21 protein-coding genes and 1 tRNA gene are annotated in these 24,484 nt (G+C 34.6%); 8 read left to right on the forward strand and 14 right to left on the reverse strand.

Annotation, left to right across the window (positions count from 1 at the left end):
• Nucleotides 1-497 precede the first annotated feature (497 nt).
• A complete protein-coding gene (locus NBRC110019_RS00005) occupies nucleotides 498-944 on the reverse strand; it encodes a retropepsin-like aspartic protease (protein ID WP_281751020.1) in 447 nt (148 codons plus the stop codon).
• 204 nt (nucleotides 945-1,148) lie between these two features.
• Between NBRC110019_RS00005 and NBRC110019_RS00010 the strand changes: the two genes are divergently transcribed.
• From NBRC110019_RS00010 to NBRC110019_RS00045, 8 genes are all read left to right on the forward strand, one after another.
• Complete coding sequence (locus NBRC110019_RS00010) at nucleotides 1,149-1,913, forward strand: TatD family hydrolase (RefSeq protein ID WP_281751022.1); 765 nt, start codon at nucleotides 1,149-1,151, stop codon at nucleotides 1,911-1,913.
• The gene (locus NBRC110019_RS00015) at nucleotides 1,913-2,944 is read left to right on the forward strand and encodes an asparaginase (protein WP_281751025.1); all 1,032 of its coding nucleotides are present in this window, start codon (nucleotides 1,913-1,915) and stop codon (nucleotides 2,942-2,944) included. Before NBRC110019_RS00010 ends, NBRC110019_RS00015 begins: the two co-directional genes overlap by 1 nt.
• A 70-nt stretch (nucleotides 2,945-3,014) precedes the next feature.
• A tRNA-Ser gene (locus NBRC110019_RS00020) sits at nucleotides 3,015-3,102 on the forward strand.
• Nucleotides 3,103-3,179: 77 nt separating this feature from the next.
• The gene (locus NBRC110019_RS00025; protein WP_281751026.1) at nucleotides 3,180-3,899 is read left to right on the forward strand and encodes a MotA/TolQ/ExbB proton channel family protein; all 720 of its coding nucleotides are present in this window, start codon (nucleotides 3,180-3,182) and stop codon (nucleotides 3,897-3,899) included.
• Nucleotides 3,900-3,946: 47 nt separating this feature from the next.
• Nucleotides 3,947-4,366 carry a hypothetical protein gene (locus NBRC110019_RS00030; protein WP_281751028.1) on the forward strand — a complete coding sequence of 140 codons (420 nt, stop codon included), beginning with the start codon at nucleotides 3,947-3,949 and terminating at the stop codon, nucleotides 4,364-4,366.
• 6 nt (nucleotides 4,367-4,372) lie between these two features.
• Nucleotides 4,373-4,984, forward strand: coding sequence for an ExbD/TolR family protein (locus NBRC110019_RS00035; protein ID WP_281751030.1), 612 nt, complete (start codon nucleotides 4,373-4,375; stop codon nucleotides 4,982-4,984).
• Between the two features lie 11 nt (nucleotides 4,985-4,995).
• Nucleotides 4,996-5,481, forward strand: a complete 486-nt coding sequence (locus NBRC110019_RS00040) for an ExbD/TolR family protein (protein WP_281751032.1) — start codon at nucleotides 4,996-4,998, stop codon at nucleotides 5,479-5,481.
• A gap of 76 nt (nucleotides 5,482-5,557) precedes the next feature.
• Nucleotides 5,558-6,268, forward strand: coding sequence for a porin family protein (locus NBRC110019_RS00045; RefSeq protein WP_281751035.1), 711 nt, complete (start codon nucleotides 5,558-5,560; stop codon nucleotides 6,266-6,268).
• Here the strand turns inward: NBRC110019_RS00045 and NBRC110019_RS00050 are convergent.
• The 13 genes from NBRC110019_RS00050 to NBRC110019_RS00110 form a co-directional block, all read right to left on the reverse strand.
• Nucleotides 6,263-6,868, reverse strand: coding sequence for a hypothetical protein (locus NBRC110019_RS00050; protein ID WP_281751037.1), 606 nt, complete (start codon nucleotides 6,866-6,868; stop codon nucleotides 6,263-6,265). The genes NBRC110019_RS00045 and NBRC110019_RS00050 overlap by 6 nt on opposite strands.
• Nucleotide 6,869: 1 nt before the next feature.
• Nucleotides 6,870-8,327, reverse strand: coding sequence for an RNA polymerase factor sigma-54 (gene rpoN, locus NBRC110019_RS00055; RefSeq protein ID WP_281751039.1), 1,458 nt, complete (start codon nucleotides 8,325-8,327; stop codon nucleotides 6,870-6,872).
• Between the two features lie 91 nt (nucleotides 8,328-8,418).
• Nucleotides 8,419-9,852, reverse strand: a complete 1,434-nt coding sequence (asnS, locus tag NBRC110019_RS00060; protein ID WP_281751042.1) for an asparagine--tRNA ligase — start codon at nucleotides 9,850-9,852, stop codon at nucleotides 8,419-8,421.
• Nucleotides 9,853-10,132: 280 nt separating this feature from the next.
• Nucleotides 10,133-12,568 (reverse strand): efflux RND transporter permease subunit, encoded by a 2,436-nt coding sequence (locus NBRC110019_RS00065; RefSeq protein WP_281751044.1) that lies wholly within the window; start codon nucleotides 12,566-12,568, stop codon nucleotides 10,133-10,135.
• Nucleotides 12,569-12,696: 128 nt separating this feature from the next.
• Nucleotides 12,697-15,171 (reverse strand): DUF5686 and carboxypeptidase-like regulatory domain-containing protein, encoded by a 2,475-nt coding sequence (locus NBRC110019_RS00070; RefSeq protein WP_281751046.1) that lies wholly within the window; start codon nucleotides 15,169-15,171, stop codon nucleotides 12,697-12,699.
• 155 nt (nucleotides 15,172-15,326) lie between these two features.
• Nucleotides 15,327-15,881, reverse strand: a complete 555-nt coding sequence (gene frr, locus NBRC110019_RS00075) for a ribosome recycling factor (protein WP_281751048.1) — start codon at nucleotides 15,879-15,881, stop codon at nucleotides 15,327-15,329.
• A gap of 21 nt (nucleotides 15,882-15,902) precedes the next feature.
• Nucleotides 15,903-16,610, reverse strand: coding sequence for a UMP kinase (pyrH, locus tag NBRC110019_RS00080; protein WP_281751051.1), 708 nt, complete (start codon nucleotides 16,608-16,610; stop codon nucleotides 15,903-15,905).
• 352 nt (nucleotides 16,611-16,962) lie between these two features.
• Nucleotides 16,963-17,787 (reverse strand): translation elongation factor Ts, encoded by an 825-nt coding sequence (gene tsf / locus NBRC110019_RS00085; protein ID WP_281751054.1) that lies wholly within the window; start codon nucleotides 17,785-17,787, stop codon nucleotides 16,963-16,965.
• Between the two features lie 83 nt (nucleotides 17,788-17,870).
• Nucleotides 17,871-18,644, reverse strand: coding sequence for a 30S ribosomal protein S2 (gene rpsB / locus NBRC110019_RS00090; protein WP_281751056.1), 774 nt, complete (start codon nucleotides 18,642-18,644; stop codon nucleotides 17,871-17,873).
• Between the two features lie 166 nt (nucleotides 18,645-18,810).
• On the reverse strand, nucleotides 18,811-19,197 hold the full coding sequence (gene rpsI / locus NBRC110019_RS00095; protein WP_281751058.1) for a 30S ribosomal protein S9: 387 nt from the start codon (nucleotides 19,195-19,197) through the stop codon (nucleotides 18,811-18,813).
• Nucleotides 19,197-19,652, reverse strand: a complete 456-nt coding sequence (rplM, locus tag NBRC110019_RS00100; protein WP_281751060.1) for a 50S ribosomal protein L13 — start codon at nucleotides 19,650-19,652, stop codon at nucleotides 19,197-19,199. The genes rpsI and rplM overlap by 1 nt, the downstream gene beginning before the upstream one ends.
• A gap of 567 nt (nucleotides 19,653-20,219) precedes the next feature.
• Nucleotides 20,220-23,027: a DNA polymerase I gene (gene polA, locus NBRC110019_RS00105; RefSeq protein WP_281751062.1), complete on the reverse strand. Its 2,808-nt coding sequence runs from the start codon at nucleotides 23,025-23,027 to the stop codon at nucleotides 20,220-20,222.
• 419 nt (nucleotides 23,028-23,446) lie between these two features.
• The gene (locus NBRC110019_RS00110) at nucleotides 23,447-24,439 is read right to left on the reverse strand and encodes an isoaspartyl peptidase/L-asparaginase family protein (protein WP_281751065.1); all 993 of its coding nucleotides are present in this window, start codon (nucleotides 24,437-24,439) and stop codon (nucleotides 23,447-23,449) included.
• Nucleotides 24,440-24,484: the final 45 nt, after the last annotated feature.

A 24,484-nucleotide genomic window follows, 5' to 3' on the forward strand; every position in this document is an offset into this window, starting at 1 on the left:
TAGCGATAAAATTGTTTTACATAGCGCAAAAATGCCAAATAGTAAGCAGAAGATAATTATTAAGAGAACATACGTGTTTTTATATAGGGGTAATTGCCGCTTTTTTGTTTTCTTATTAATTTTCATGTAGCAAAAGTTAAAAACCTGTAAATAAGATGTATATGTGTAAATACATGTTTTTTTACTTGTCCAGATTTAGTGTCTCACATGAAGATGTGGAACTATGTTGAAAATTTGACTTATATATTGATTGTTAAAATAGCATTTACAAAAGCGTAAACTCCAAAGAACAAGCAAAATAAAGTAACAATTAAAATAGTTAAGTTTGTTGACGGTTGACGTTGATTTTGTGATGTCATAGCGCTGATTATTAATTTTACATTACAAATGTTTAAAAATCAAAACCTGTAGACATCGGTAAAAACACGTATTTTTTAAATAGTCTCTATTTTGGCTGGTAAATACTTGTTTTTATGAATACTTAGAAATTTTCAATGCTATTTTAAATATAGATTTTTCTTTTTGTAGTCAATGACTGCTTTTCCCTTTTTAAGTACGTCTGCGCCAATAATGCCATGTACTGGTAATGCATCTTGCATGGTTAAGGCTTCATTAACGTGTGTAAGGTCAAAAATAACCACTTCAAGGTTCTTCTTGTTCCATCCTTTAATATGTAGTATGTTGTCTTTAGATGCTTTGGTGTGAAGGTTGCTACCTCCGGCTCCGGAAGCTTTAATCTCAGATTCTTCAGTATGTAAATTAAAATGCTCTATACAGTCGGTACCTACACAGGTGTTAGAGGCACCTGTATCTAATATAAACCTGCCAGATATACCATTTAAATGAGCTCTTACTTCAAAATGATTGGTATTGGTATACGTTAAAGGAATTTTAGTGTATCCTTTTTCTTTTAGAAAATGTTTTAAACTTACTGTTTCTTCCATGATTTGGTTTGATGCCCCAAAATTATAATTTTTATTGAAGATTACAGTTTTTTGTGAAGGTATAATAAGATGAAGTGTAAAGAAAGAAGGTTATAGAGGTAGGTGTAATTTCTTTTTTAGTAAGATAGTACAAGCTATGCTTATAGAGTGATAATTTTATGCCGATTCCAGAGGATTAGAGCCTGCTTTTTTTATTTTTGCTTCATGATTACAGATACACATACACATTTATATTCCGAAGCCTTTGAGGAAGATAGAGATGAAATGATTGCCCGCGCAAAAGAAAACGGGGTAGGAAGGTTTTTTCTTCCAGCAATAGATTCAACTTATACAGATAAAATGTTGACGCTTCAGAAGGCATATCCAAAGGAAATTTTTTTAATGTTCGGGTTGCATCCCACACATGTAAAAGAAAACTATAAAGAAGAGTTGGCGCATGTTGAAGAGATGATGGCAAAGCACACTGCTTATGCGGTTGGGGAAATAGGGATGGATTTGTATTGGGATAAAACCTATATAAAAGAGCAAAGAGCTGCGTTTAAAATGCAAATTCAATTAGCTAAGAAAAATAAAATGCCTATTGTGATTCATTGCAGAGAAGCCTTTGATGAAGTGTTTGAGGTGTTGGAGGAAGAAAAAGGGGATGATCTTTTCGGGATTTTTCATTGCTTTACTGGAACTATTGAGCAAGCTCATAAGGCTATCTCTTATAATATGATGTTGGGTATTGGTGGAGTGGTAACGTTTAAAAATGGAAAAATAGATATGTTTTTAAAAGAAATTTCACTTGATAATATAGTGGTAGAAACAGACGCACCTTATTTGGCTCCGGTTCCGTATCGTGGAAAAAGAAATGAGAGTTCTTATATAGTGAATGTGGTGGAGAAATTGGCTACTATCTATCAAAAAACACCAAGTGAAATAGCTTCAATAACAACAGAAAACTCTAAAAAGATATTTGGTGTATAATGGGAGTATACAGGTCTAAAATACTATTGATATATACAGGTGGTACTATTGGTATGATGAAAGATTATGAAACAGGTACACTCCGTGCTTTTGATTTTGATCAGTTACTGAGTAGGATACCTGAGTTGTATCAAATTGATTGCGATATTGAGACTGTATCTTTTGAAGTGCCTATAGATTCGTCTAATATGAATCCTTTGTATTGGGTAGAGTTGGCAGAGATTATTGAGCAGCACTATAAACAGTTTGATGGATTTGTTGTGTTGCATGGTAGCGATACGATGAGTTATACTTCTTCTGCTTTAAGTTTTATGTTGGAAAACCTTACCAAGCCAGTTGTGTTTACCGGATCTCAATTGCCTATTGGAGATTTGAGAACCGATGCTAAAGAGAATTTAATTACTGCAGTACAAATAGCTTCGTTAAGAGAAAAAGGGCAAGCTTTGGTGCAAGAGGTGTGTTTGTATTTTGAATATAAGCTGTACAGGGCTAATAGAACTACTAAGGTAAGTGCCGACGATTTTGAAGCTTTTTTGTCGTTAAATTATCCTCCGCTAGCAGAAAGTGGGCTTCATTTGAAAATTTCTAGAGAAAAATTATTGAATAAAAATAATAAAAATGACCTTAAGGTTCATAAAAAAATGGACAATGCTATTGCTATTGTAAAATTATTTCCGGGAATTACAGAGGGCGTTTTGTCTTCGATGATGTTAAATCCGAATTTGAAAGGAGTTATTTTAGAAACTTTCGGAGCCGGAAATACGACTACAGAAGCATGGTTTTTGAATATTTTAAAAGAAGCTGTAAATCAAGGTGTTATGGTGGTGAATGTTTCGCAGTGTATGGGAGGAAGTGTTTCTATGGGGCAGTATGAAACCAGTACAGCACTAGAAAAAATGCGTGTAGTAAGTGGGAAAGATATGACCACTGAGGCGGCATTGACTAAATTGATGTATTTGTTAGGTGAAGGAATTCAGCCACGTGTTTTCAAAACAATCTACGAAACATCGCTTCGAGGTGAGCTATCCTAAAATTAACTCCTTAAATTTTATCATTCCAAAAAAAATTTGTTATTTGCTGCCCTGAAAAAGTAACGGAAACAGAGAGGTGGCCGAGTGGTCGAAGGCGCACGCCTGGAAAGTGTGTATACGTCAAAAGCGTATCGAGGGTTCGAATCCCTTCCTCTCTGCTTATTTTTTTTACAAATTGAACTAAAAATTTTATATCTTTAAACCCTATTAACTAACAAATTTTAAGTCGAAAGAAATGAAAAGAGTATTCTCAATGTTTGCTTTTGCAGCATTAACAATTTTAAATGTTGCCACTGTAAGTGCACAAGAAGAGACCACAAAAGGATTTCACCAGGAATTGAAAGAGCGTTTCATCCAGGGGGGGCCTGAATTTATGGGTATCGTATTATTGTGTTTAATTTTAGGTTTAGCTGTGGCTATTGAAAGAATTATCTATTTAAACATGGCTACTACTAACACTAAGAAATTAGCTGCTAATGTAGAAGAGGCACTTACGTCTGGTGGTGTAGAAGCTGCAAAAGAAGTATGTAGAAACACAAAAGGACCTGTTGCTTCAATCTATTACCAAGGTTTAGATAGAATTGACGAAGGTCTTGATGCTGTTGAAAAAGCTGTTGTAGCTTATGGAGGTGTTCAAATGGGGCAGTTAGAGAAAAATGTATCTTGGGTGTCTTTATTTATTGCTGTAGCTCCGATGCTTGGTTTCATGGGTACGGTAATTGGTATGATTTTGGCATTCGATAAAATTAGTCAGGCTGGTGGTCTTGATGCATCGTTAATCGCAGGTGATATTAAGGTTGCGTTATTAACAACTGTATTTGGTCTTATCGTGGCTATTATTCTTCAAATTTTCTACAACTACATCATTGCTAAAATTGATAGTATTGTAAATGATATGGAGGATGCTTCTATTATTTTAATAGATTTATTAATTAGAAACAAAGTACAAGGTTAATCTAATTAATAATTTAATCCACTTAAGAACATTTATAAGATTTAATTATGCAACAAAAAGTATTTAATATAGGTATTGTAATTTTAGGTGTCATTTGCTTTGTATTTTGGTATCTATTATTAGGAAGTACCGATCCGTATTCAGATATCTTATTCTATGTTTCTTATATCTTATTAGCAATAGCTGTTGTAGGAGTAGCGATATTTAGTTTAATAAATATCTTCTCTTCAGGTGAAAAGATTAAAAGAACATTAATAGGATTAGGAGCGTTAGCCGTTGTAGTTATCTTAGGATTTGTATTTGCAAGTTCGGGTAATATCAACGTACAAGATTTATCAGATCAAGGTATTACAGTTTCAGAATCTACTTCTAAAACTGTTGGAGCTGGTTTGGTTATGTTTTATATCCTAACAGCAGTAGCAATACTTTCTATGGTATTCGCTGGAGTTAAAAAATTGATTAAGTAATTTATTATGGCAAAAAGAGCAGCACCGGAAGTAAACGCAGGTTCTATGGCGGATATCGCCTTCCTTCTGCTTATCTTCTTCTTGGTAACTACTACCATTGAAACCAATCAAGGGTTAAGTGCAAGGTTACCTGAAAGACAACCAGTAACAGAAGATGCACCTCCTTTAAGGAAGCGAAATGTGTTCGAGGTTATGGTTAACCAAAATGACCAGTTGTTAGTAGAGAATGAGTTAATGGAGATAGGTGATCTTAGAGAAGCAGCTGTAGCGTTTTTAGATAATGGAGGTGATGGTTCTTGCGCTTATTGTCAAGGTACTAAAGATGTAAACTCTTCAGTAAACCCTAATAAAGCTATAATTTCTTTACGTAACCAACGTGGTACTTCTTATAAGATGTATGTTGCAGTTCAGAACGAACTTCAGGCAGCATACAACGTGTTAAGAGAGCGTGAGCGTGAAAGATTATATCCTAATGAGGTTAGCTGGACAGAGATGTGGGCGCAGTATAATGCTGCTAAAACATCTGATGCTAGAAAAGATGCTTTAAAGCCTAAGATTGAAAAGTTACAAGAACTTTTTCCATATAAATTATCGGAAGCAGAACCTAAAAAAGATTAAAACTCATAACTATGTCTAAATTTAAGAAAAAGAAATCAGGTGATTTACCAGCGGTATCTACGGCATCGTTACCAGATATCGTATTCATGTTACTTTTCTTCTTTATGACGGTAACAGTTATGAAAGATAGTGACCTGATGGTAACTAATAAGGTACCAACAGCGTCTGAAGTACAGAAATTAGATAAGAAAGATCCTGTTATGTATATATATGCAGGAAAACCTACTATGAAATACCAGAAAAAAGCAGGTACTTCAAATAAGGTTCAGATAAACGATAAGTTTGTTGTTCCAGATGAAATTCCAAATTTTGTTTTAGAATATCAGTCTGGTTTACATCAAGATTTACAAAATCGTTTTATCACAGCATTAAAAATCGACGAAGACACAAACATGGGTATTGTTACCGATGTTAAAGAAGCGTTGAGAGATGCGAATGCATTAAAGATTAATTATATTACAAAAGACGGCGATCCTCTTGTTGGCTTAAAAAAGTAAATATTATTAATCTTTACAGATATAAAAAAAGCGTTTCAGAAATGGAACGCTTTTTTTATTTTATGATATTTGTACTATGAGAAATATTGTTTTTACATTATGGGTTGGGGTGTTAGGTGTTGTTGCCGTGAATGCGCAGGCAAGCGTTATAGATAGCTTGCATTATAAATATGTAGATGATACTTATTATGAAGATCAGTTTTATGCTGGTATGGTGTATAATGTTTTGTATAATGGACCTGAGAATCTCTCTCAGAATAACTTTTCTAATGGGTTTTTAGTTGGCTTTATTAAAGATATGCCTATTAATAAACAACGTAATAAAGCAATTGGTTTAGGAGTAGGGTATAACAATATGTCTTTTTATTTTAATATGCGTGCTGCTAAGAGTAACGGTATTATTACCTATGATTATATAGATAGTAATACCTCTTATAAACGAAGTAAGATTGAAACTCATGCTATTGAGATACCTTTAGAGTACCGTTGGAGAACTTCTACGGCTACTTCTACTAAGTTCTGGAGAGTTTATACAGGTGTGAGGGTTAGTTATGCATTTTCGCGGATTTCTAAATATATCTCGGAAACTGAAAAAGACGTGTTTGAAAATACAGATATTAAGCCTTTGCAATGTTCGGGTTATATAAGTATTGGGTATAATACTTGGAATTTGTATGGTAGTTTTGCTTTTACTAAACTTTTTGAAGATGGTGCTAAAATAGAAAGTACCGGAGAGCCGTTAGATATGAGTTATTTAAGTGCAGGGTTGATGTTTTATATTTTATAACCAGTATTGAAAAGTTAATAGCTGGGGTAAAATTCCTGTTATAATGCCAATAATTAGTTCTGTATTACTATGTGCTTTTAAATACAAACGTGATGAGGCTACAAAACCAGCTGCTATAATGAGAAGTGCTAATAGCAAAGTAATGTCTATAGCATAGTGTATCCCTAATCCTATAATAAACATCATAAGTCCCGAAATACCTGTCATATGAATACTTGCCTTTACTTTAAAAATAGCCATAATTAAACAAGCTAAAGTACTTCCTAATATACCTAAGAAAAAATAGTATAGTTCGGCAGCGTCTATTTTTGGAAGTAACTTAAGTAAAATAGTTGCGGTAATAAGAAGATTTATAAACAAGGGAAGTATCCGTTCTCTTGCATTACTAATTTCATAATCTGCCAAAAAACGAAACTTTTTTAAAATTATAGCTATTAATAACGGAACAATAATGGTTAAAATAGCAATAGAAATATAGGTTGCATTTTTAATCTCGGTAGAGTAGAATATAGGGCATATTCTATAAAATAGTAAAACCCCAAATAAAGGCATACTAATAGGGTGAAATACAACAGAGATGCTTCTAAAAAACCACTTCATATTACAGTTGTTTTCTTAAGCGTGCTACCGGAATATCTAGTTGTTCTCTGTATTTGGCAATAGTTCTACGGGCAATAGGATACCCTTTTTCTTTTAATATAACGGCTAGCTTATCGTCTGTTAAAGGCTTTCTTTTATCTTCATCAGCTATAATGTCCTTAAGTATCTTTTTAATTTCGATAGTAGAAACATCTTCTCCTTCATTGTTTTTCATGGCTTCAGAGAAAAATTCTTTAATTAGCTTGGTGCCATAAGGGGTTTCTACATATTTACTGTTGGCTACTCTAGATACGGTAGATACATCCATCCCTATAATATCGGCAATGTCTTTTAAGATCATTGGACGAAGTTTCTGTTCATCTCCAGTTAAGAAATATTCTTTCTGATATTCCATAATAGCGCTCATGGTAACATAAAGTGTTTGTTGGCGTTGCAATACAGCGTCTATAAACCATTTGGCGGCATCTAATTTTTGCTTAATGAATTGTACGGCATCTTTTTGAGGTTTAGATTTGGTAGCAGATTCTTTATAACCGGCTAGCATATCTTTATAATCTTTAGATACGTGTAATTCAGGAGCATTTCTACCGTTTAAAGTAATTTCTAGTTCACCGTCTCTAATGCGAATAGAAAAGTCGGGAACCACATGTTCTACCACTTTATTGTTGGTGTATGAGCCTCCCGGTTTCGGATTCAGTTTTTCAATTTCATGAATAGCCCCTTTTAGCTCTTCTTCCGTACAGCTACATTTTTGTAAAAGCTTTTCGTAGTGTTTCTTGGTAAACTGCTCAAAAGCACTATCAATAATTTGTATAGCTAATTCGGTTCTTGGGTTTTCTTTTTTACGTTTTAATTGTATAAGTAAGCACTCTTGTAAGTTACGTGCTCCAACGCCTGCAGGATCCATTTCGTGTACCACATTTTTTAGCATACGTTCAATGTCTTCTTCAGTGGTAAAGATGTTTTGGGTAAAGGCTAAGTCGTCCATAATATCTAGTATGGTACGCCTTATATAACCACTTTCGTCTATACTCCCTATTAAGAAATAGGCTATTTCTCGGTCGGTATCACTTAAACTAAAGGTGTTTAATTGGTTTTCTAAATGTTGATGAAATGAAAAAGTAGCTTCAAAGGGCATGGTTTTTTCTTCATCATCACTACTATAGTTATTTGCCTGAAGTTTGTAATCAGGTACTTCATCATCACTTAGATACTCGTCAACATTAATGTCTTCGGCATCTATACGTTCATTATCGTAATCATCGTAATCGTTTTCAAACTCGTCTTTCGTGTCTTCATAGGTTTCTTCCTTCCCTGTATCCAGAGCAGGATTTTCCTCAAGTTCTTGTTTAAGACGTTGTTCAAAAGCCTGTGTAGGCAACTGAATCAATTTCATTAATTGAATTTGTTGCGGCGATAACTTTTGCGATAATTTAAATTGTAAATGTTGTTTTAACATTGATGTATGATGACTTTGTTATAAAAGTAAAAAAAACAATCTACAGCCCATAAGGTGTAGATTGTTTTTGAATTATTTTTAACGGTATTTCTTAAAATTCTGCATTCTTTGGCGTTCTTGGGAAAGGAATAACGTCTCTAATATTAGTCATACCTGTAGCAAACAATACCAAACGCTCAAATCCTAAACCAAAACCACTATGTACTGCGGTACCAAATTTTCTTAGGTCTAAGTACCAAGAAAGTTCTTTTTCATCAATACCCATAGCTTTCATTTTTTCTACTAACACATCGTAACGTTCTTCTCTTTGCGAACCTCCCACGATTTCACCAATACCAGGGAAAAGAATATCCATAGCTCTTACGGTTTTACCATCTTCATTTAAACGCATGTAGAAAGCTTTAATTTTAGCAGGGTAATCAAATAATATTACCGGACACTCAAAGTGCTTTTCTACTAAATAACGCTCATGTTCACTTTGTAAGTCGGCACCCCATTCTTCAATAAGGTATTCAAATTTTTTCTTTTTATTAGGCTTAGAGTTTCTCAAGATCTCTACTGCTTCTGTATAGCTAACACGCTTAAAGTTGTTATCAAGAATAAAGTCTATTTTTTCTCTTAACGGCATAGGACTTCTTTCCGTTTGAGGCTTTGTTTTTTCTTCGTCTAATAGTCGTTTTTCTAAGAAAGCTAAATCATCAGGGCATGTTTCTTTTACGTACGCTAAAACATATTTAATAAAGCTTTCAGCTAAATCCATGTTACCATCTAATTCCATAAACGCTACTTCTGGTTCTATCATCCAGAATTCTGCTAAGTGACGCGTAGTGTTAGAGTTTTCTGCTCTAAATGTTGGACCAAAGGTATATACTTTACCCATTGCCATAGCGTAGGTTTCAGCTTCTAACTGACCAGAAACGGTAAGGTTGGTTTCTTTACCAAAAAAGTCTTCTGTAAAGTCTACATCACCAGCCTCTGTTAACGGTGGGTTTTTAGCATCTAACGCAGATACTCTAAACATTTCTCCGGCACCTTCGGCATCACTACCTGTAACGATAGGGGTGTTTACATAGTAAAATCCTTCTTTTTGAAAAAACTGGTGTACCGCAAACGATAGGGCAGAGCGCACACGCATTACTGCACTAAATGTATTGGTACGTACTCTTAAATGAGCGTTGGCTCTTAAGAATTCTAAAGAGTGTTTTTTAGGCTGAATAGGATATTCTTCCGGATTAGACGCTCCTAATATGATGATTTCTTTTACTTGTATTTCAAAATTTTGTCCACTTCCTTTACTTGCAACCAGAGTTCCTTTTATTTCTGCAGCAGCACTAGTGGTAATTTTTTTAAGAACTTCCTTATCGGTATTCTCAAAATCAATAACACACTGAATATTATTTATGGTAGAACCATCGTTCAAAGCAATAAAACGATTAGATCTAAAGGTTCTTACCCATCCTTTAACAACAACATCTTGTTGTAATGTACCATTTGTTAGCAGTTCTTTTACGCTATAATTTTTCATTGTATTATCTATTCATTATACGAAAGACAAAGATAGTTTTTTACTCTATTTGTAGAAAATACTAACTGGTTAATTGATAGTTAAGACGAAAAATATTTTAAAAAGACTGATTTTTAGAGGTTAAGTTGAAAAATAAGCTTGTAAGATATCTAATAACTTTAGTATATTTGTTTTCATACTCATGCTTAACGTAGTTAAGTAAAAGTAGGTTTGGGGGTGTAAGGCCTGTTAATTTTATTAACAGGCTTTATTTTTTTGCTACTAAATATGTTTCTTTTTCTTATTTTTTAGTTGGTTCATTTTCAGGTTCTTTCTCCATATCATCATCTCCATCTTCTTCGTCATCATGTGTTAGAATATCAATGTTAGGTTCAATAAATTCTTTTTTATTGGCAACACTACGTTCTAAAGATAATAGTAATGTAGGAAGTAATACCAAGTTAGATAACATGGCAAATAATAAGGTGAATGAAACGAGTCCTCCTAGCGCCTTTGTTCCGCCAAAACTTGATATCATAAATACAGAGAATCCGAAGAATAGTACTATTGAGGTATAGAACATACTAACACCACTTTCTCTAAGAGCTGCAAAGACCGATTTTTTAATCTTCCAGTTGTTTAATTTAAGTTCTTGTCTGTATTTGGCAAGAAAGTGAATAGTGTCATCTACCGATATACCAAAGGCAATACTAAAAACTAATATCGTTGAAGGTTTAAGAGGAATGCCTAGATACCCCATCATACCACCGGTAATTAATAATGGTAAAATATTGGGTATTAGCGATACAATAATCATTTTAAACGACCTGAACATATAGGCCATTAATAGTGAGATAAGGAAAATTGCCAAAGCAAGTGAAACAATCAAGTTGTTTATGAGGTAATTGGTTCCTTTAGTGAACATATATGCTTTACCTGTTACGGTAACGGTGTATCTGTCTGCAGGGAATAATTTATCAATTTTGGTTTTTAAATCGTCTTCAATTTTCTCCATTTCATCGGTGCCAATATCTTTCATAAAGGTAGTAATACGAGCAACTTGGCCATCTTCACCTACAAAGTTAGAAAGTACGTTGCCTTGTACTCCTCCATTTTTTAGGTAGGCAAGTATAAATGAATTTTCTTGAGAGGTAGGTAGATCGTAATATTTAGGATTACCATTATAAAATGCCTGTTTTATATACTTGGCTAAATTAACAACCGATAAAGGTTGTGATAGGTGAGGAGTTTCTTCTATAAGTTTTTGAAGCTCTTCCATTCTTCTAAGTGTAGGAAGCTTCATAACACCATTCTTTCTTTTGGTATCAATCATTATTTCAAGTGGCATGATACCATCAAATTCTTTCTCAAAAAACTTAATATCTTTAAAGAAGGAGGCGCTTTTAGGCATGTCTTCAATAATACTACCCGAAACACGTATTTTATAAATACCAATAATACTAGCAGTTAATAACATTACTGCAGCAATATATACAGAGATTCTTCTATTTTTTACAAGATGTTCTAGCCAGCTCACAAAGCCTTCTACCCATTTACTGTTTAAGTGCTTTAGGTGTTTAGTTTTTGGCTTAGCCATAAAACTATAGATAATAGGAATTATGGTTAATGATAATAAGAAGATAGCTAAAATATTTATAGAGGCTACAATACCAAATTCTTTCAGTAGCTTACTTTCGGTAATAATAAACGTTGCAAAACCTGCTGCTGTAGTAGCATTGGTCATTAATGTGGCATTACCTACCTTGCTAATTACGCGTTGTAAAGCTTTTGCTTGATTGTTGTGTTTTTGATATTCTTGCTGGTATTTATTAATTAAGAAAATACAGTTAGGAATTCCAATTACAATAATTAGTGGAGGAATAATTGCTGTTAATACAGTAATTTTATAGTTAAGGAGACCTAAAATACCAAATGCCCACATTACTCCAAAAATTACTACCACCATAGAAATAAAGGTGGCTCTAAACGACCGGAAAAATAAGAAAAAGATGAGCGATGTTACGCCTAAAGCAGCTATGATAAATAGGCTTATTTCATCAATAATGTTTTGAGAGTTTAGGGTACGTATGTAAGGCATACCGGAGGTACGAACATCTAAGTCAGTTTCGTTCTCGAAGTTTTCAATTAACGGAATAAAATCATTGAAAATAAAGTCTTTTCTAACCGAGGTATTTACAATTTCTTTATCCATGTAAACAACACTTCTTAGGGTGCGGTCTTCTTTATTGAATAAAAGTTTATTATAAAAAGGAAGTTTATTGAATAACTTGTCGGTAATACTATCTAGTTGTGATTGGTTTTTAATAGTTCCTTTAGATAGGGGTTTTAGCTCAAACTTCTGTTTCTCTACATTCTTTTTAATCGTCTGTAGGTTCTCGGTAGACATTACTAATGTGGTTTCCGGTAGTGCTTGTAACTGTCTGTTAAGGCGGTTCCAAGCATTAAATTTTTCCGGGGTAAAGAGTGTGCTGTCTTTTACAGCCAGTACAATAAGGTTTCCTTCTTCACCAAAAATGTCTAGAAATTTGTTGTATTGTATATTTACAGTGTCATGATCAGGTAACAAGTTTGCCTCTGTATAAGTGAATCGCATGTTTTTCCATTTCGATCCAAGAAAAACAGTCATACCTATAATTATACAGATAACAAGAATTCTATTTCTAAGTAATTTTCCAGCTAAAAAATTCCAAAAGCCAGAGTACTTTTTCTTCGCCATGATTTAATTTTAAGAGTGGCAAAGTTAGCTAAATAATAAATTTTAGAAAGGGTAGAGGCTTTAAAATACTGCTAAGATTTCTTTGATAATCTAGATTTAATAGATCAAAAGGTATTCTGGTTATTGGGTTATAGGTTAAGTTTAAACGTATAAGTGAATTTAAATGAAATGTTGTCGTCAAAACGGGCTAAATGATAAGGTCCATATCGATAGGCAGCACTTATTCCAAAACCTGAAATAACATTGTTTAATTCGAGTCCGCTTTCATAATATCCTTTATCCATTTTTTTAGAAGTAATAAAACGATGTTTTTCTAAATGGTCAATATCTCCTATGGCAAATTTTGAGAAGAGCGTTAATTGTGGCTTTATCTTGCGACTAATTTTAAAGGGGATAAAATCATGCCTACCCATCATAGTAATATATTTATCTGAGTAAAATTCATTAAAATACATCGTCTCAAAATTGTCTAGACCAGCCACCGAAAAACGTCGCATAATACTAGCTTTATTCGGGTTGTTAGGGTTGGTATGAAAAAGTTCAGTAATAGGTAATTCTCCAAGAGCTAATCCGCCTTTAAATGTAAAGGTTGTTTTTCCTTTTTCTAAGGGTTGTAACTCGTAGTGCGCTCTAAAGTTAAGTTTGGTATAATGGAAATCTCCGTTTAGAAAACCGGCAAACCCTTGCTGAACTTGAAATGTAAACGTAGGAAAGCCTCTTTCTATTTGAGAGAAACCATCGGGGGTTAACATAAATCTACTAAATGGTTGGTAGCTTAATGCTGCTGTGGCTTCAGTAGTGGTGAACTCATGAAAAGTTTCTCCTTTATTTATATATGAATACGCATAAGTTGGATCGATATTACTTTTCTCAAGTTGTACTTTAATTCGTGCTTTAGAAGTAATGTTGTGAGCTATATTAACATTAAGACTTTGGCTTCTTTGAAATGTTTCAATATTAAAAAGACGCGGTTGAAAAACATAAAATGCTCTTCCGTCTGTAATAAAGTTGTGGTTACCGGTTTCTACTAAATCATCGGTATACATAAATCCTACCCAAGTATTGGTAAATTTATGCAGCCTGGCATCGGCTCCTATACTGTACTTTGCCTTTTTATCTTTGGTTCCGTAAACACTATAGCCATGAATCTTATACTTGGTAGAGAACGTTTTATTGGTAGTAGCTCCCATACCCATTCTAAAACCTTCGTAGCTGTTGTACTTTAGGAGGTAACGTAAATCGAGGTCTATATATTTTGTGGGTAAATAACCATTAGTGATTTTTAAAAAGAAATTGATTTTATTTTTAAAGTCGTTGGCTTTTCCTAAGCTGTCAATATACCTATAAGTTTCGGTGCCTCTTGCGGTAAGGCTGTCTGTTCTGTAAGTATTCCAAAACGTTTCGTTTCTATTAAAGGCGTTATCATCATAAGCAATTTCTAATCCTCGCCCTTTAATTTCTACAGGAGTATTTATGCTAATATTTGAATTCTGCTCTTTTAAAATCATTTGGATGGCTTCGGAGTCATCTTTATTGTCGGTTCTAACAACAGTACTATCGTTTTTAAAGCCATCATCATTAATTGTAATACGTCTTCCAAATAAGCTTACTGCTTGGTCTGTTTCCCCTTTTTTAACAATTAACTCTTTCTTCTCAGGAAACCAGATGTTTTCTTTAGGTAAGTAAGTAAATGTTTGTTTGGCATTAACGTTAATGCTTCCTTTTAATTGAGCGATTCCTTTTTGTATAGCAAATGTTTGGGTGTCAATGTACAATACTCCTTGTAGGCCGGCAATGTCATCTTGAGCTTTGGGTTTATAATAAACAACGTAGCATGAATGGTTATTGGTGCTTAGTGTGTCTAAAATTTTATACTTGTACTCTTTTGGAGCATTATTAGAAATGGGGCCTGTGTAGGGAGTGCCAAAAATAGTATAGATGTCATCGTAAAAAGAAAATGATTGCATTTGAATAGCCATTACCTGATAAATGGGTTGGTCGAAACCTGCCATACGGTTGGCTAGCACGTTTTCTCGTTTACCTTTACTTTGATTGAATTTGAATTCTGATATTTTCTCAGTAATGTATAAATGTGATTTTTCTAATCGTTGTTTCAAATCATAGTCGCTAGAGTCTATATAGGCAAGATTCTTTTTACCGTCTTTTATAGTGTAAACCGTATCTATGGTGCTCGAAATAGAGTCGGGGTTTGCTGTAACCAAAAGTTTACAATAAGATTGAAATTTGAAACTTTCTAGTGCTTTTTCAGGATTGTTATATTTTTTGTTAGCAATGGTTTGCTGTATAATTTTAAGTGCAGAGCTATCTATAGCAGATACAGTTATTTCTTTTAGGTTCTGAACATTCTCTAGCAACGCTACGTTTAAATAGGTTTGCTTTGGTGTTATATGCACTGTTTTAGTAGTGTAACCAATATAGCTAAATGTGAGGGTTTTAATGGAGTCCTTTTGTTTTATGGTAAAATATCCATCTCTATTGGTAATGGTTCCTGTACCATTTTCTGAGACAACATTGGCAAATGGCAGGGGTTCTTGTGATTTTTCGTTCGTTAAAACACCAGACACCTGATATTGTGCCATCATAGTTGTGGACCAAAATAAAAAAACAAAAGTTAAGAACTTATGCATAAAACTAACGTCAATTCTAGGGGTTCGGGGAATATAGATATAATAACGAACAAAAGCGACTTTTATGTTTAAAGTCGCTTTTATTTAATAAATTATTAAGATTTTAAAGCTTAAACTGTTAAAATCTCTTTTTCTTTAAGAACTAATAATTCGTCTGATTTTTTAATGTAAGTGTCGGTAAGTCCTTGAATGTCTACTTCGGCATTTTTCTTAAGGTCTTCTGAAGCATCTAATTTTTTAACTTCTTTATTACCGTCTTGTCTGGCACTTCTAATACTAACTTTAGCATCATCGGTAGCAGCTTTAGCTTGTTTTACCAATTCTTTTCTTCTTTCCTCTGTTAACGGTGGAACATTAATAATAATAAGGTCACCATTGTTCATGGGGTTAAAACCAAGATTGGCTATCATAATTGCTTTTTCTATTGGTTGTAACATGGCTTTTTCCCATGGTTGAACACTAATAGTACGAGCATCGGGAGTGTTTACATTGGCAACCTGAGCAAGAGGTGTCATGGTTCCGTAGTAATCTACAAATACGCTACCTAGCATGGCAGGGCTTGCTTTACCTGCTCTAATATTAGTAAATTCTTTTTCAAGGTGATTAAGTGCTCCTTCCATTGATTCTTTGGCACTATCTAGTATAAAGTCAATTTCCTCGTTCATATAATCCTACATTTAAGAATTTTATAAATTTACTTTTGTTCCTATATTTTCTCCTTCCATCACTTTAAGTAAATTACCTTGTGTGTTCATGTCAAAAACAATTATAGGTAATTCATTCTCCTGACTTAATGTAAAGGCTGTAGTGTCCATAACCTTAAGCCCTTTTTTAAGTACATCGTCAAAAGAAATAAAGTCAAATTTAGTGGCAGATTTATCTTTTTCAGGATCTGCAGTGTAAATACCATCTACACGGGTTCCTTTTAAAATAACATCAGCTTCTATTTCTATAGCTCTTAGAACTGCAGCAGAGTCGGTTGTGAAGTAAGGATTTCCAGTACCTCCTCCAAAAATAACAACACGTCCTTTTTCTAAATGTCTCACTGCTCTTCTTCTAATAAACGGTTCTGCAACCTCGTTTATTTTAATAGCCGATTGTAATCGGGTTTCTATTCCGGCATCTTCAAGTGCACTTTGTAATGCCAAACCGTTTATAACGGTTGCAAGCATACCCATGTGATCTCCCTGAACTCTATCCATACCATTACTAGCTCCGGCCAAACCTCTAAAGATGTTACCGCCGCCAATAACTATAGCTACCTGAATACCTTTGTCTACTATTTGTTTAACTTCTTGTGCATACTCTGAAAGTCTTTTTGGGTCTATTCCGTATTGTTTTTCGCCCATAAGCGCTTCCCCGCTTAATTTGAGAAGGATTCTTGTGTATTGCATTTTTTTTAGAATGTGTTGTAAGAGTTTTAATAAACTGTGTCAAAGGTAATGAAAAATATTAATGTTAAAAATAGTTATCTATTCTTAAAATTTTAATTAATCGGTTAAAATGAAGCTAAGATATTGTGCTGTGTTGTGATTGATTTTGACGTTTATTAAATGAAGAGGAGGTAATTGTTTGTGTTAGTTTTTGTTGTGGGACACGATTAGCTGATTGTTTTTTGTGTGAATTCTTATAGAAATTGATAGCGTTAGCATTTGTTATAACCTATATAAGAATTTAAATATACTGTAATAAAAAAGCCGATTGTGTACACAATCGGCTTTTTTTATATGGTAAGAGTGTTTTAGATTATCCTAAAGCAACTCTTTTAAATCCAGTAACTGTAAGGTCAGCGCTAACAGATTTTACATACTGAGCAACACTAACTTTAGAATCTTTAATAAAAGACTGGTTAACTAAAGTGTTATCTTTAAAGAAACGGTTTAATTTACCTTTAGCGATGTTGTCTAACATAGCTTCTGGTTTTCCTTCTTGTCTTAATTGCTCTTTAGCAATTTCGATTTCTTTATCGATAGTCTCTTGGTTAACTTCGCTTTCGTTTAATGCTACAGGGTTCATAGCGGCAGCCTGCATAGCTACATCTTTAGCAGCTTCTTCAGCTCCTTCTACATTAGCAGATAAACTAACAATAGTAGCAATTTTGTTACCAGCGTGGATATATCCACCAACAAATTGAGCTTCTAATTTTTCAAAAGCACCAATTTCAATTTTCTCACCAATAACACCAGTTTGCTCAACAAGTTTGTCGGCAACTGTCATACCGTTATAATCTAAAGCTAAAAGATCTTCTTTAGTAGCAGCGCTAACTGCTAATTCAGCTAAGTCATTAGCTAGAGCTATGAAAGATTCGTTTTTAGCAACGAAGTCTGTTTCACAGTTTAAAGAAATGATAGCTCCGGTAGTTTTAGCTTCGTTGATTTTAGCTATAACAGCACCTTCAGAAGAATCTCTGTCTGCTCTTTTAGCAGCAACTTTCTGTCCTTTTTTACGAAGAACTTCAATTGCTTTATCAAAATCACCTTCAGCTTCAACCAATGCTTTTTTGCAGTCCATCATACCTGCACCGGTAGCTTTTCTTAATTTGTTTACTTCAGCGGCTGTGATATTTGCCATGATTATAGTAGTTTTTTTAAAGTCTGTACAAAAATCAGTTTTATAGATTACCTGTTAGTTGTACAGACTTTATGAAATTGTTATTATTTTTTTTCTGTAGCTGTAGCTGCAGTTTCAGTAGCTACTGTAGCTTCTTCTTTTTCAGTTTTTTTCTCTTCTTTTTCAGCTTTTCTTTCAGCTAAACCTTCACCAATAGCTTCTGTAACGTAAGCAAGAACTTTTTCTATAGACTTAGAAGCATCATCGTTAGATGGAATTACATAATCAACCTCTCTTGGGTCAGAGTTTGTATCCACCATCGCGAAAATAGGAATGTTTAATTTTTGTGCTTCTTTCACTGCTATGTGTTCACGCATTGTATCAATAATAAACAATGCACCAGGTAAACGTGTCATATCAGATATAGATCCTAAGTTTTTCTCTAACTTAGCTCTTAAACGGTCAATTTGTAATTTCTCTTTTTTAGATAAAGAATCAAAAGTACCGTCTTTCTTCATTCTGTCTATAGAAGCCATTTTTTTAACAGCTTTTCTAATGGTTACAAAGTTTGTAAGCATACCACCTGGCCATCTTTCAGTGATGTAAGGCATGTTTACGTTAGAAGCTTTATCAGCAACAATGTCTTTAGCTTGTTTTTTGGTAGCAACAAATAAAATTTTTCTACCAGATACTGCAATTTTCTTAAGGGCTTCGTTAGCCTCTTCAATTTTAGCAGCAGTTTTATATAAGTTGATAACGTGAATCCCGTTACGCTCCATGTAAATGTAAGGAGCCATGTTTGGGTTCCACTTTCTAGTTAGGTGACCAAAGTGAACACCTGCATCTAGTAAGTCTTTTACTTCTATGTTATTTGCCATTTTTGTAATAGTTTACGTTCCGTTGGAAAAGTTGCTAGCAATGTTGAAGCGGCAATGTTGTATTGGCCTTCATCATTTGGATGCTAAACTAACTCTCTTTTGAAAGAGACAACGACAACTGATTTTAATTAAATAATAAATTCTTTTTAAAGAACGTGATAAAAAATTAACGTTTAGAGAACTGGAATTTCTTACGAGCTTTCTTCTGACCGAATTTCTTACGCTCTACCATTCTTGGGTCTCTTGTTAATAAACCTTCAGGTTTTAAACTAAGTCTGTGCTCTGCGTCAATTTCGCATAAAGCTCTAGAGATAGCTAATCTTACTGCTTCAGCCTGTCCGGTTGCTCCTCCTCCATATACGTTTACTTTCACATCATACGCATCTTCAGTGCTAGTTAAAGCAAATGGTTGCTTTACTTTGTACTGTAAAGTAGGCGTTGGAAAGTAAGTGTTAAAGTCTTTTTTGTTTACGGTAATGCTTCCTGTTCCAGGGGTAACATATACACGTGCAACGGCAGTTTTTCTTCTACCAATTTTGTGAACTACTTCCATTACTTAAGTTCGTTTAAGTTAATAGCAGTTGGTTTTTGAGCTTCTTGACCGTGCTCTGTTCCAACATACACTTTTAAATTACGGAATAACTCTGCTCCTAATTTGTTTTTAGGCAACATTCCTTTTACTGATTTCTCGACTAAACGAGCAGGGTCTTTTGCGAAAAGCTCTGTTGCGTTTAAACTTCTTTGTCCACCCGGATAACCTGTGTGACGAATATACGTTTTATCGTTCCACTTGTTACCTGTTAAATTGATTTTCTCTGCATTGATAATAACTACATTATCTCCACAATCAACGTGCGGGGTGAAACTAGGCTTGTATTTACCTCTAAGTAACTTGGCTACTTTAGAAGCAAGACGCCCTAACGTTTGTCCTTCAGCATCTACTAAAACCCATTGCTTGTCTGCATTGGCTTTAGTAACTGACATTGTTTTGTAGCTTAATGAATCCACACTAAATTAATTTATATAATTAAACATTCCATTCCCAATTAAGGGAGTGCAAAAGTACAACTATTTGTATTAATTGCAAATCTTAGTTAATAAATATTGAATTACAAAGTGTTTGTGTTTTAAATGTTTAGGGTTTTGTAGGGTGGGTTAGGTACTTAAATGACTGTGGTTAAAGGTGGTTTAGATGCATAAGTTATTTATATTGAATAATATGTTTTTTTATAGGAAATCAATTGGGATGTGAGCTTTGTAGATGTAATAATGTAAAATTGTTATGTAATTAAGTGTTTTTTGTAATCTTATTGTTAGGGTACTACATTATGAGAGGTGAAATGTTGATTTGTAGTGTTATAGTAATTTAACAATGGGTTTTACTTATAGTTAAAACGAACACTAACTAACTATGTTTATGAAACAATCGTACTCAATAATTGAGATTAAATGCTTCTTGGGCTCGCCCCGAAGTAGTTTAGCTTTTTCTTCTTCTATCTATTGTAAAAATAGAAGGCACCAACAGGTTTCTCTAAGGGCCTTAAAGTTTTTTTAAAACAGCGTATGGACTATGGTTTAGTGTGCCTCTAGCCAATCGTTACCCATGCCAATTTCTACATCTAACGGAACGCTAAGTTTATAAGCATTCTCCATTTCGTATTTAATCATGGATTGTACTTTTTCCAGTTCAGGTTTGTAGGTATCAAATACCAATTCATCGTGTACCTGTAAGAGCATTTTGGTTTTATAATTGTCTTCTTTTAAACGCTTATGAATATTAATCATGGCCAGTTTAATAATGTCTGCGGCACTTCCTTGTATTGGGGCGTTAACAGCATTACGTTCTGCGGCACCTTTTACAGTTCTGTTTTGAGAGTTAATATCCGGTAGGTACCTTCTTCTTCCTAAAACTGTTTCAACATATCCATGGTCTTCAGCAAAATGTACTTGCTTGCTTATATAATCTTTTAATTTAGGGTATGTTCCGTAATAGGTTTCTATCAGTTCTTTAGATTCGGTCACGTTTAAACTGGTTTGGTTGCTTAAACCAAATGCCGAAACTCCATAAATAATACCAAAGTTTACAGTTTTAGCGTTGCTACGTTGCTCACGGGTTACCTCTTCTAGTGCTACGTTAAACACTTTTGCAGCAGTAGCGGCATGAATATCTTCACCGTGCTTAAATGCGCTAATCATGTTTTCTTCTTCGCTTAATGCGGCAATGATACGTAGTTCTATTTGTGAGTAATCGGCGGCAAGTATAGTGTATTCTTCACTACGCGGAATAAACGCTTTACGTACTTGTCTACCTCTTTCGGTACGAATCGGAATATTTTGCAAGTTAGGGTTGTTACTGCTTAAACGACCTGTAGCTGCAACTGCCTGACTGTATACGGTGTGTATTTTTCCGGTATTCGGATTTATTTCGTTTGGAAGGGCGTCTACATAGGTGTTAAGTAGTTTGTTTAAAGATCTCCAGCTAAGAATATCTTCAATTATTTTGTGGTCTTTTGCTAAATAAGATAGTACATCTTCTGCTGTGGAGTACTGTCCTGTTTTTGTTTTCTTAGGCTTGTCTACCAGTTTTAGCTTGTCAAAAAGAATAGGGCCTAATTGTTTTGGAGACGATAAATTAAATTCTTCTCCGGCTTGCTCAAAAATACTTTTTTCAAGTTCTGCAATGTCTGTTTTCAAGGCTTCGGATAGGGTGCCAAGATATTCTTTATTTACACTAATACCTTCTATCTCCATATCGGCTAAAACTTTTACTAAAGGAGCTTCTACTTTTTCAAATAGTTTGTTAGCTTCTCTTTCTTCTAATTCGGGAGCAAAGGTTTCTTTTAGCTGTAGTGTAATATCAGCATCTTCAACAGCGTATTCGGTTTGGTTTTCTACCGGAACCGTGCGCATTGATTTTTGGTTTTTCCCTTTTTTACCAATTAAGGTTTCTATGGCTATAGGTTGGTAATTAAGATACGTTTCTGCAAGTACATTCATGTTATGACGCATATCTGGATTAATTAGATAATGCGCAATCATGGTGTCAAAAATACTTCCTTTAACATTTATATCGTAATTGGAAAGTACCTTGATATCGTATTTTAAATTCTGACCAATTTTGGTGATTTCTTCATTTTCGAAAAACGGTCTAAATTCTTCTGTAATGGCCTGTGCTTCTTCCTTATCTTCAGGAACTACAACATAGTATCCTTTTCCAGGTTCCCATGAAAAAGCAATCCCTACTAAAGAGGCTTCTAGCGACTTTAAGCTAGTAGTTTCGGTATCAAAACAGACTTCTTTTTGAAGTAATAATTTTTCTAACAGTAATTTACGAGCTACAGGAGAGGTTACAGATTGGTATAGATGCGGGTGTGTTTCTGCTGTTATATAGCTATTTATAACAGTAGTTTTTGTAGAAGCATTATCATCTGCAACAGCAAATAAATTGGTTTGTCCGTTTGCGGAAGCAGGTTCAGCAGCAGCTGTTTGTAGACTCTTATCTTTATCAAAGATTTTCATCAGGTTTTCTGCCATACGTCGAAACTCTAATTCCTGAAATAGTTCATTTACCTTTTCAAAATCAGGATCACACATTTCAAAGTCTTGCTCATGAAATTCCACCGGAACATCTAACATTATACGAGCTAATTTTTTAGAAAGAAGACCAAGTTCAGCATTAGCTTCTACTTTCTCTTTCATTTTTCCCTTAAGCTGATCGGTATTGGCGAGTAGTTCTTCCATGCTGCCAAATTGATTTAAGAATTTCATGGCTGTTTTTTCACCCACTCCCGGTAGTCCCGGAATGTTGTCTACAGAGTCACCCATCATCCCCAAAAAGTCAATCACTTGCTCAGGCCTTTCTACTCCAAACTTAGCTTGTACCTCAGGGATACCCCAAATCTCAATACCATTCCCCATTCTTGCAGGGCGATACATAAAAATGTTTTCAGAAACTAACTGAGCATAATCTTTATCGGGCGTTACCATGTAGGTCATATACCCTTGTTGTTCTGCTTTTTTGGCAAGTGTGCCAATAATATCATCGGCTTCATATCCTGCCTTTTCAATACACGGGATATTCATAGCTTTGATAAGTTCTTGAATAATCGGCACGGCAATACGAATAGCTTCTGGTGTTTCATCTCTATTGGCTTTGTACTCAGGAAACATTTCGGTACGGTCTGCACTTCCACCTTTATCGAAACAAACAGCTAAATGATCGGGCTTTTCCTTTTTAATAACTTCCAGTAACGAGTTCATAAAACCTAAGACTGCACTGGTGTCCATTCCTTTAGAGTTTATTCTCGGATTTTTAATAAAAGCATAATAACCTCTAAAAATAAGTGCGTATGCGTCTAATAAGAAAAGCCTTTTCTTTGCCATTGGGTTTGTTTTTTTGTTGCGTAAACTACACCGAAACGAGTCTCGGTATAGGTGATCTCGGTTACCGATTGAGTTACCAAAACTACAAAGATTTTGGCTTTCTGCCGTATAAAACCTTTTAAATAGAGGTGAGTTTATCGTCGATTTTTATCAAATGCTAATGAAAATCAGGTATTAATGTGATGCTTAATAGAACTAAAATTATGAACATACTTATGTACATAATGCTAGTCTCTGGCAAATAACAAATCGGTTTGTTTGCTCAATAATTGAGATTAAATGCTCTGTGGACTTGCCCTGAAGTAGTTTACGTATGGGCGCTTCCAATATTTTCTGTGCTTCGGCTGTGGCTTGTAGTTTTGTAGTCTCGCTGTAAGGTTCTGCTAATTTTAGAAAGCAGAATAAAGGGGTATGGGCTACTACTTATGGTAGTAACCCGATTCTTTGTTTTCATTTTTACCATTAGTGTGTTTGGTCATCCAAAATCCTTTATGGATACTGTAAAAACCAGTTTCACCTTTTTTGTTCATAGCAATGTAACCTACCTGAAAGTTTTTATAATTGCTATCTGGTTTTGTTACAATACGTTTTACGGCTTCCTCACAAGCCTCCTGTGGTGTTTTTCCTTGGCGCATTAACTCTACAATTAAAAAACTACCTACGGTTTTAATAACTTCTTCTCCAAGTCCGGTAGCTACGGCAGCACCCACCTCATTGTCTACAAACAATCCAGATCCTATAATAGGTGAATCTCCTACACGACCATTCATTTTATAGGCAAGTCCACTAGTAGTGCAGGCTCCGGCAATATCACCATTAGCATCCATTGCTAAAATACCAATAGTGTCATGGTTTTCAATATTAATAACGGGTTGGTATTCCGATTTTACTTTCCATTCATCCCATGCTTTTTTCGCCTTTTCGGTAAGTAGATTTTCTTTTTTAAGACCCATTTCGTAGGCAAATTGCTCAGCACCTTTGCCAGCTAGCATTACGTGAGGCGTTTTTTCCATGACCATACGGGCAACAGAAACAGCATGGGTTACATTTTGCAGATAGACTACAGATCCGCAATTTCCTTTGCTGTCCATAATACTAGCGTCTAAAGTTACATGCCCGTCTCTGTCGGGTAAGCCACCTTTACCCACTGTAATATTGTCTATATTGGCCTCGGCCAGTTTGCAACCTTCTTCTACTGCATCAAGTGCCGATTGACCATTTTGTAAGGTTTCCCAAGCCTTTTCGGTTTCTTTATTTACATTCCATGTTGCTATAATAAGGGGTTTTTGGGCAGCTTGTGTTTCAGAGACTACAGGGGTAAGTGCATCTGTGTTTGCTGCTAATCCTTTACCGGCTACAAATATGCCTGCGGTACCAAGGGAAGTGTTTCTTAAAAACTTTCTTCTTTTCATAAACGTACGTCAGTAGTGTTATTAATTAGTGGCAAATTAATGAAA

This window comes from Neptunitalea chrysea (genome assembly GCF_027924145.1).
Classification (GTDB): Bacteria; Bacteroidota; Bacteroidia; order Flavobacteriales; family Flavobacteriaceae; genus Neptunitalea; species Neptunitalea chrysea.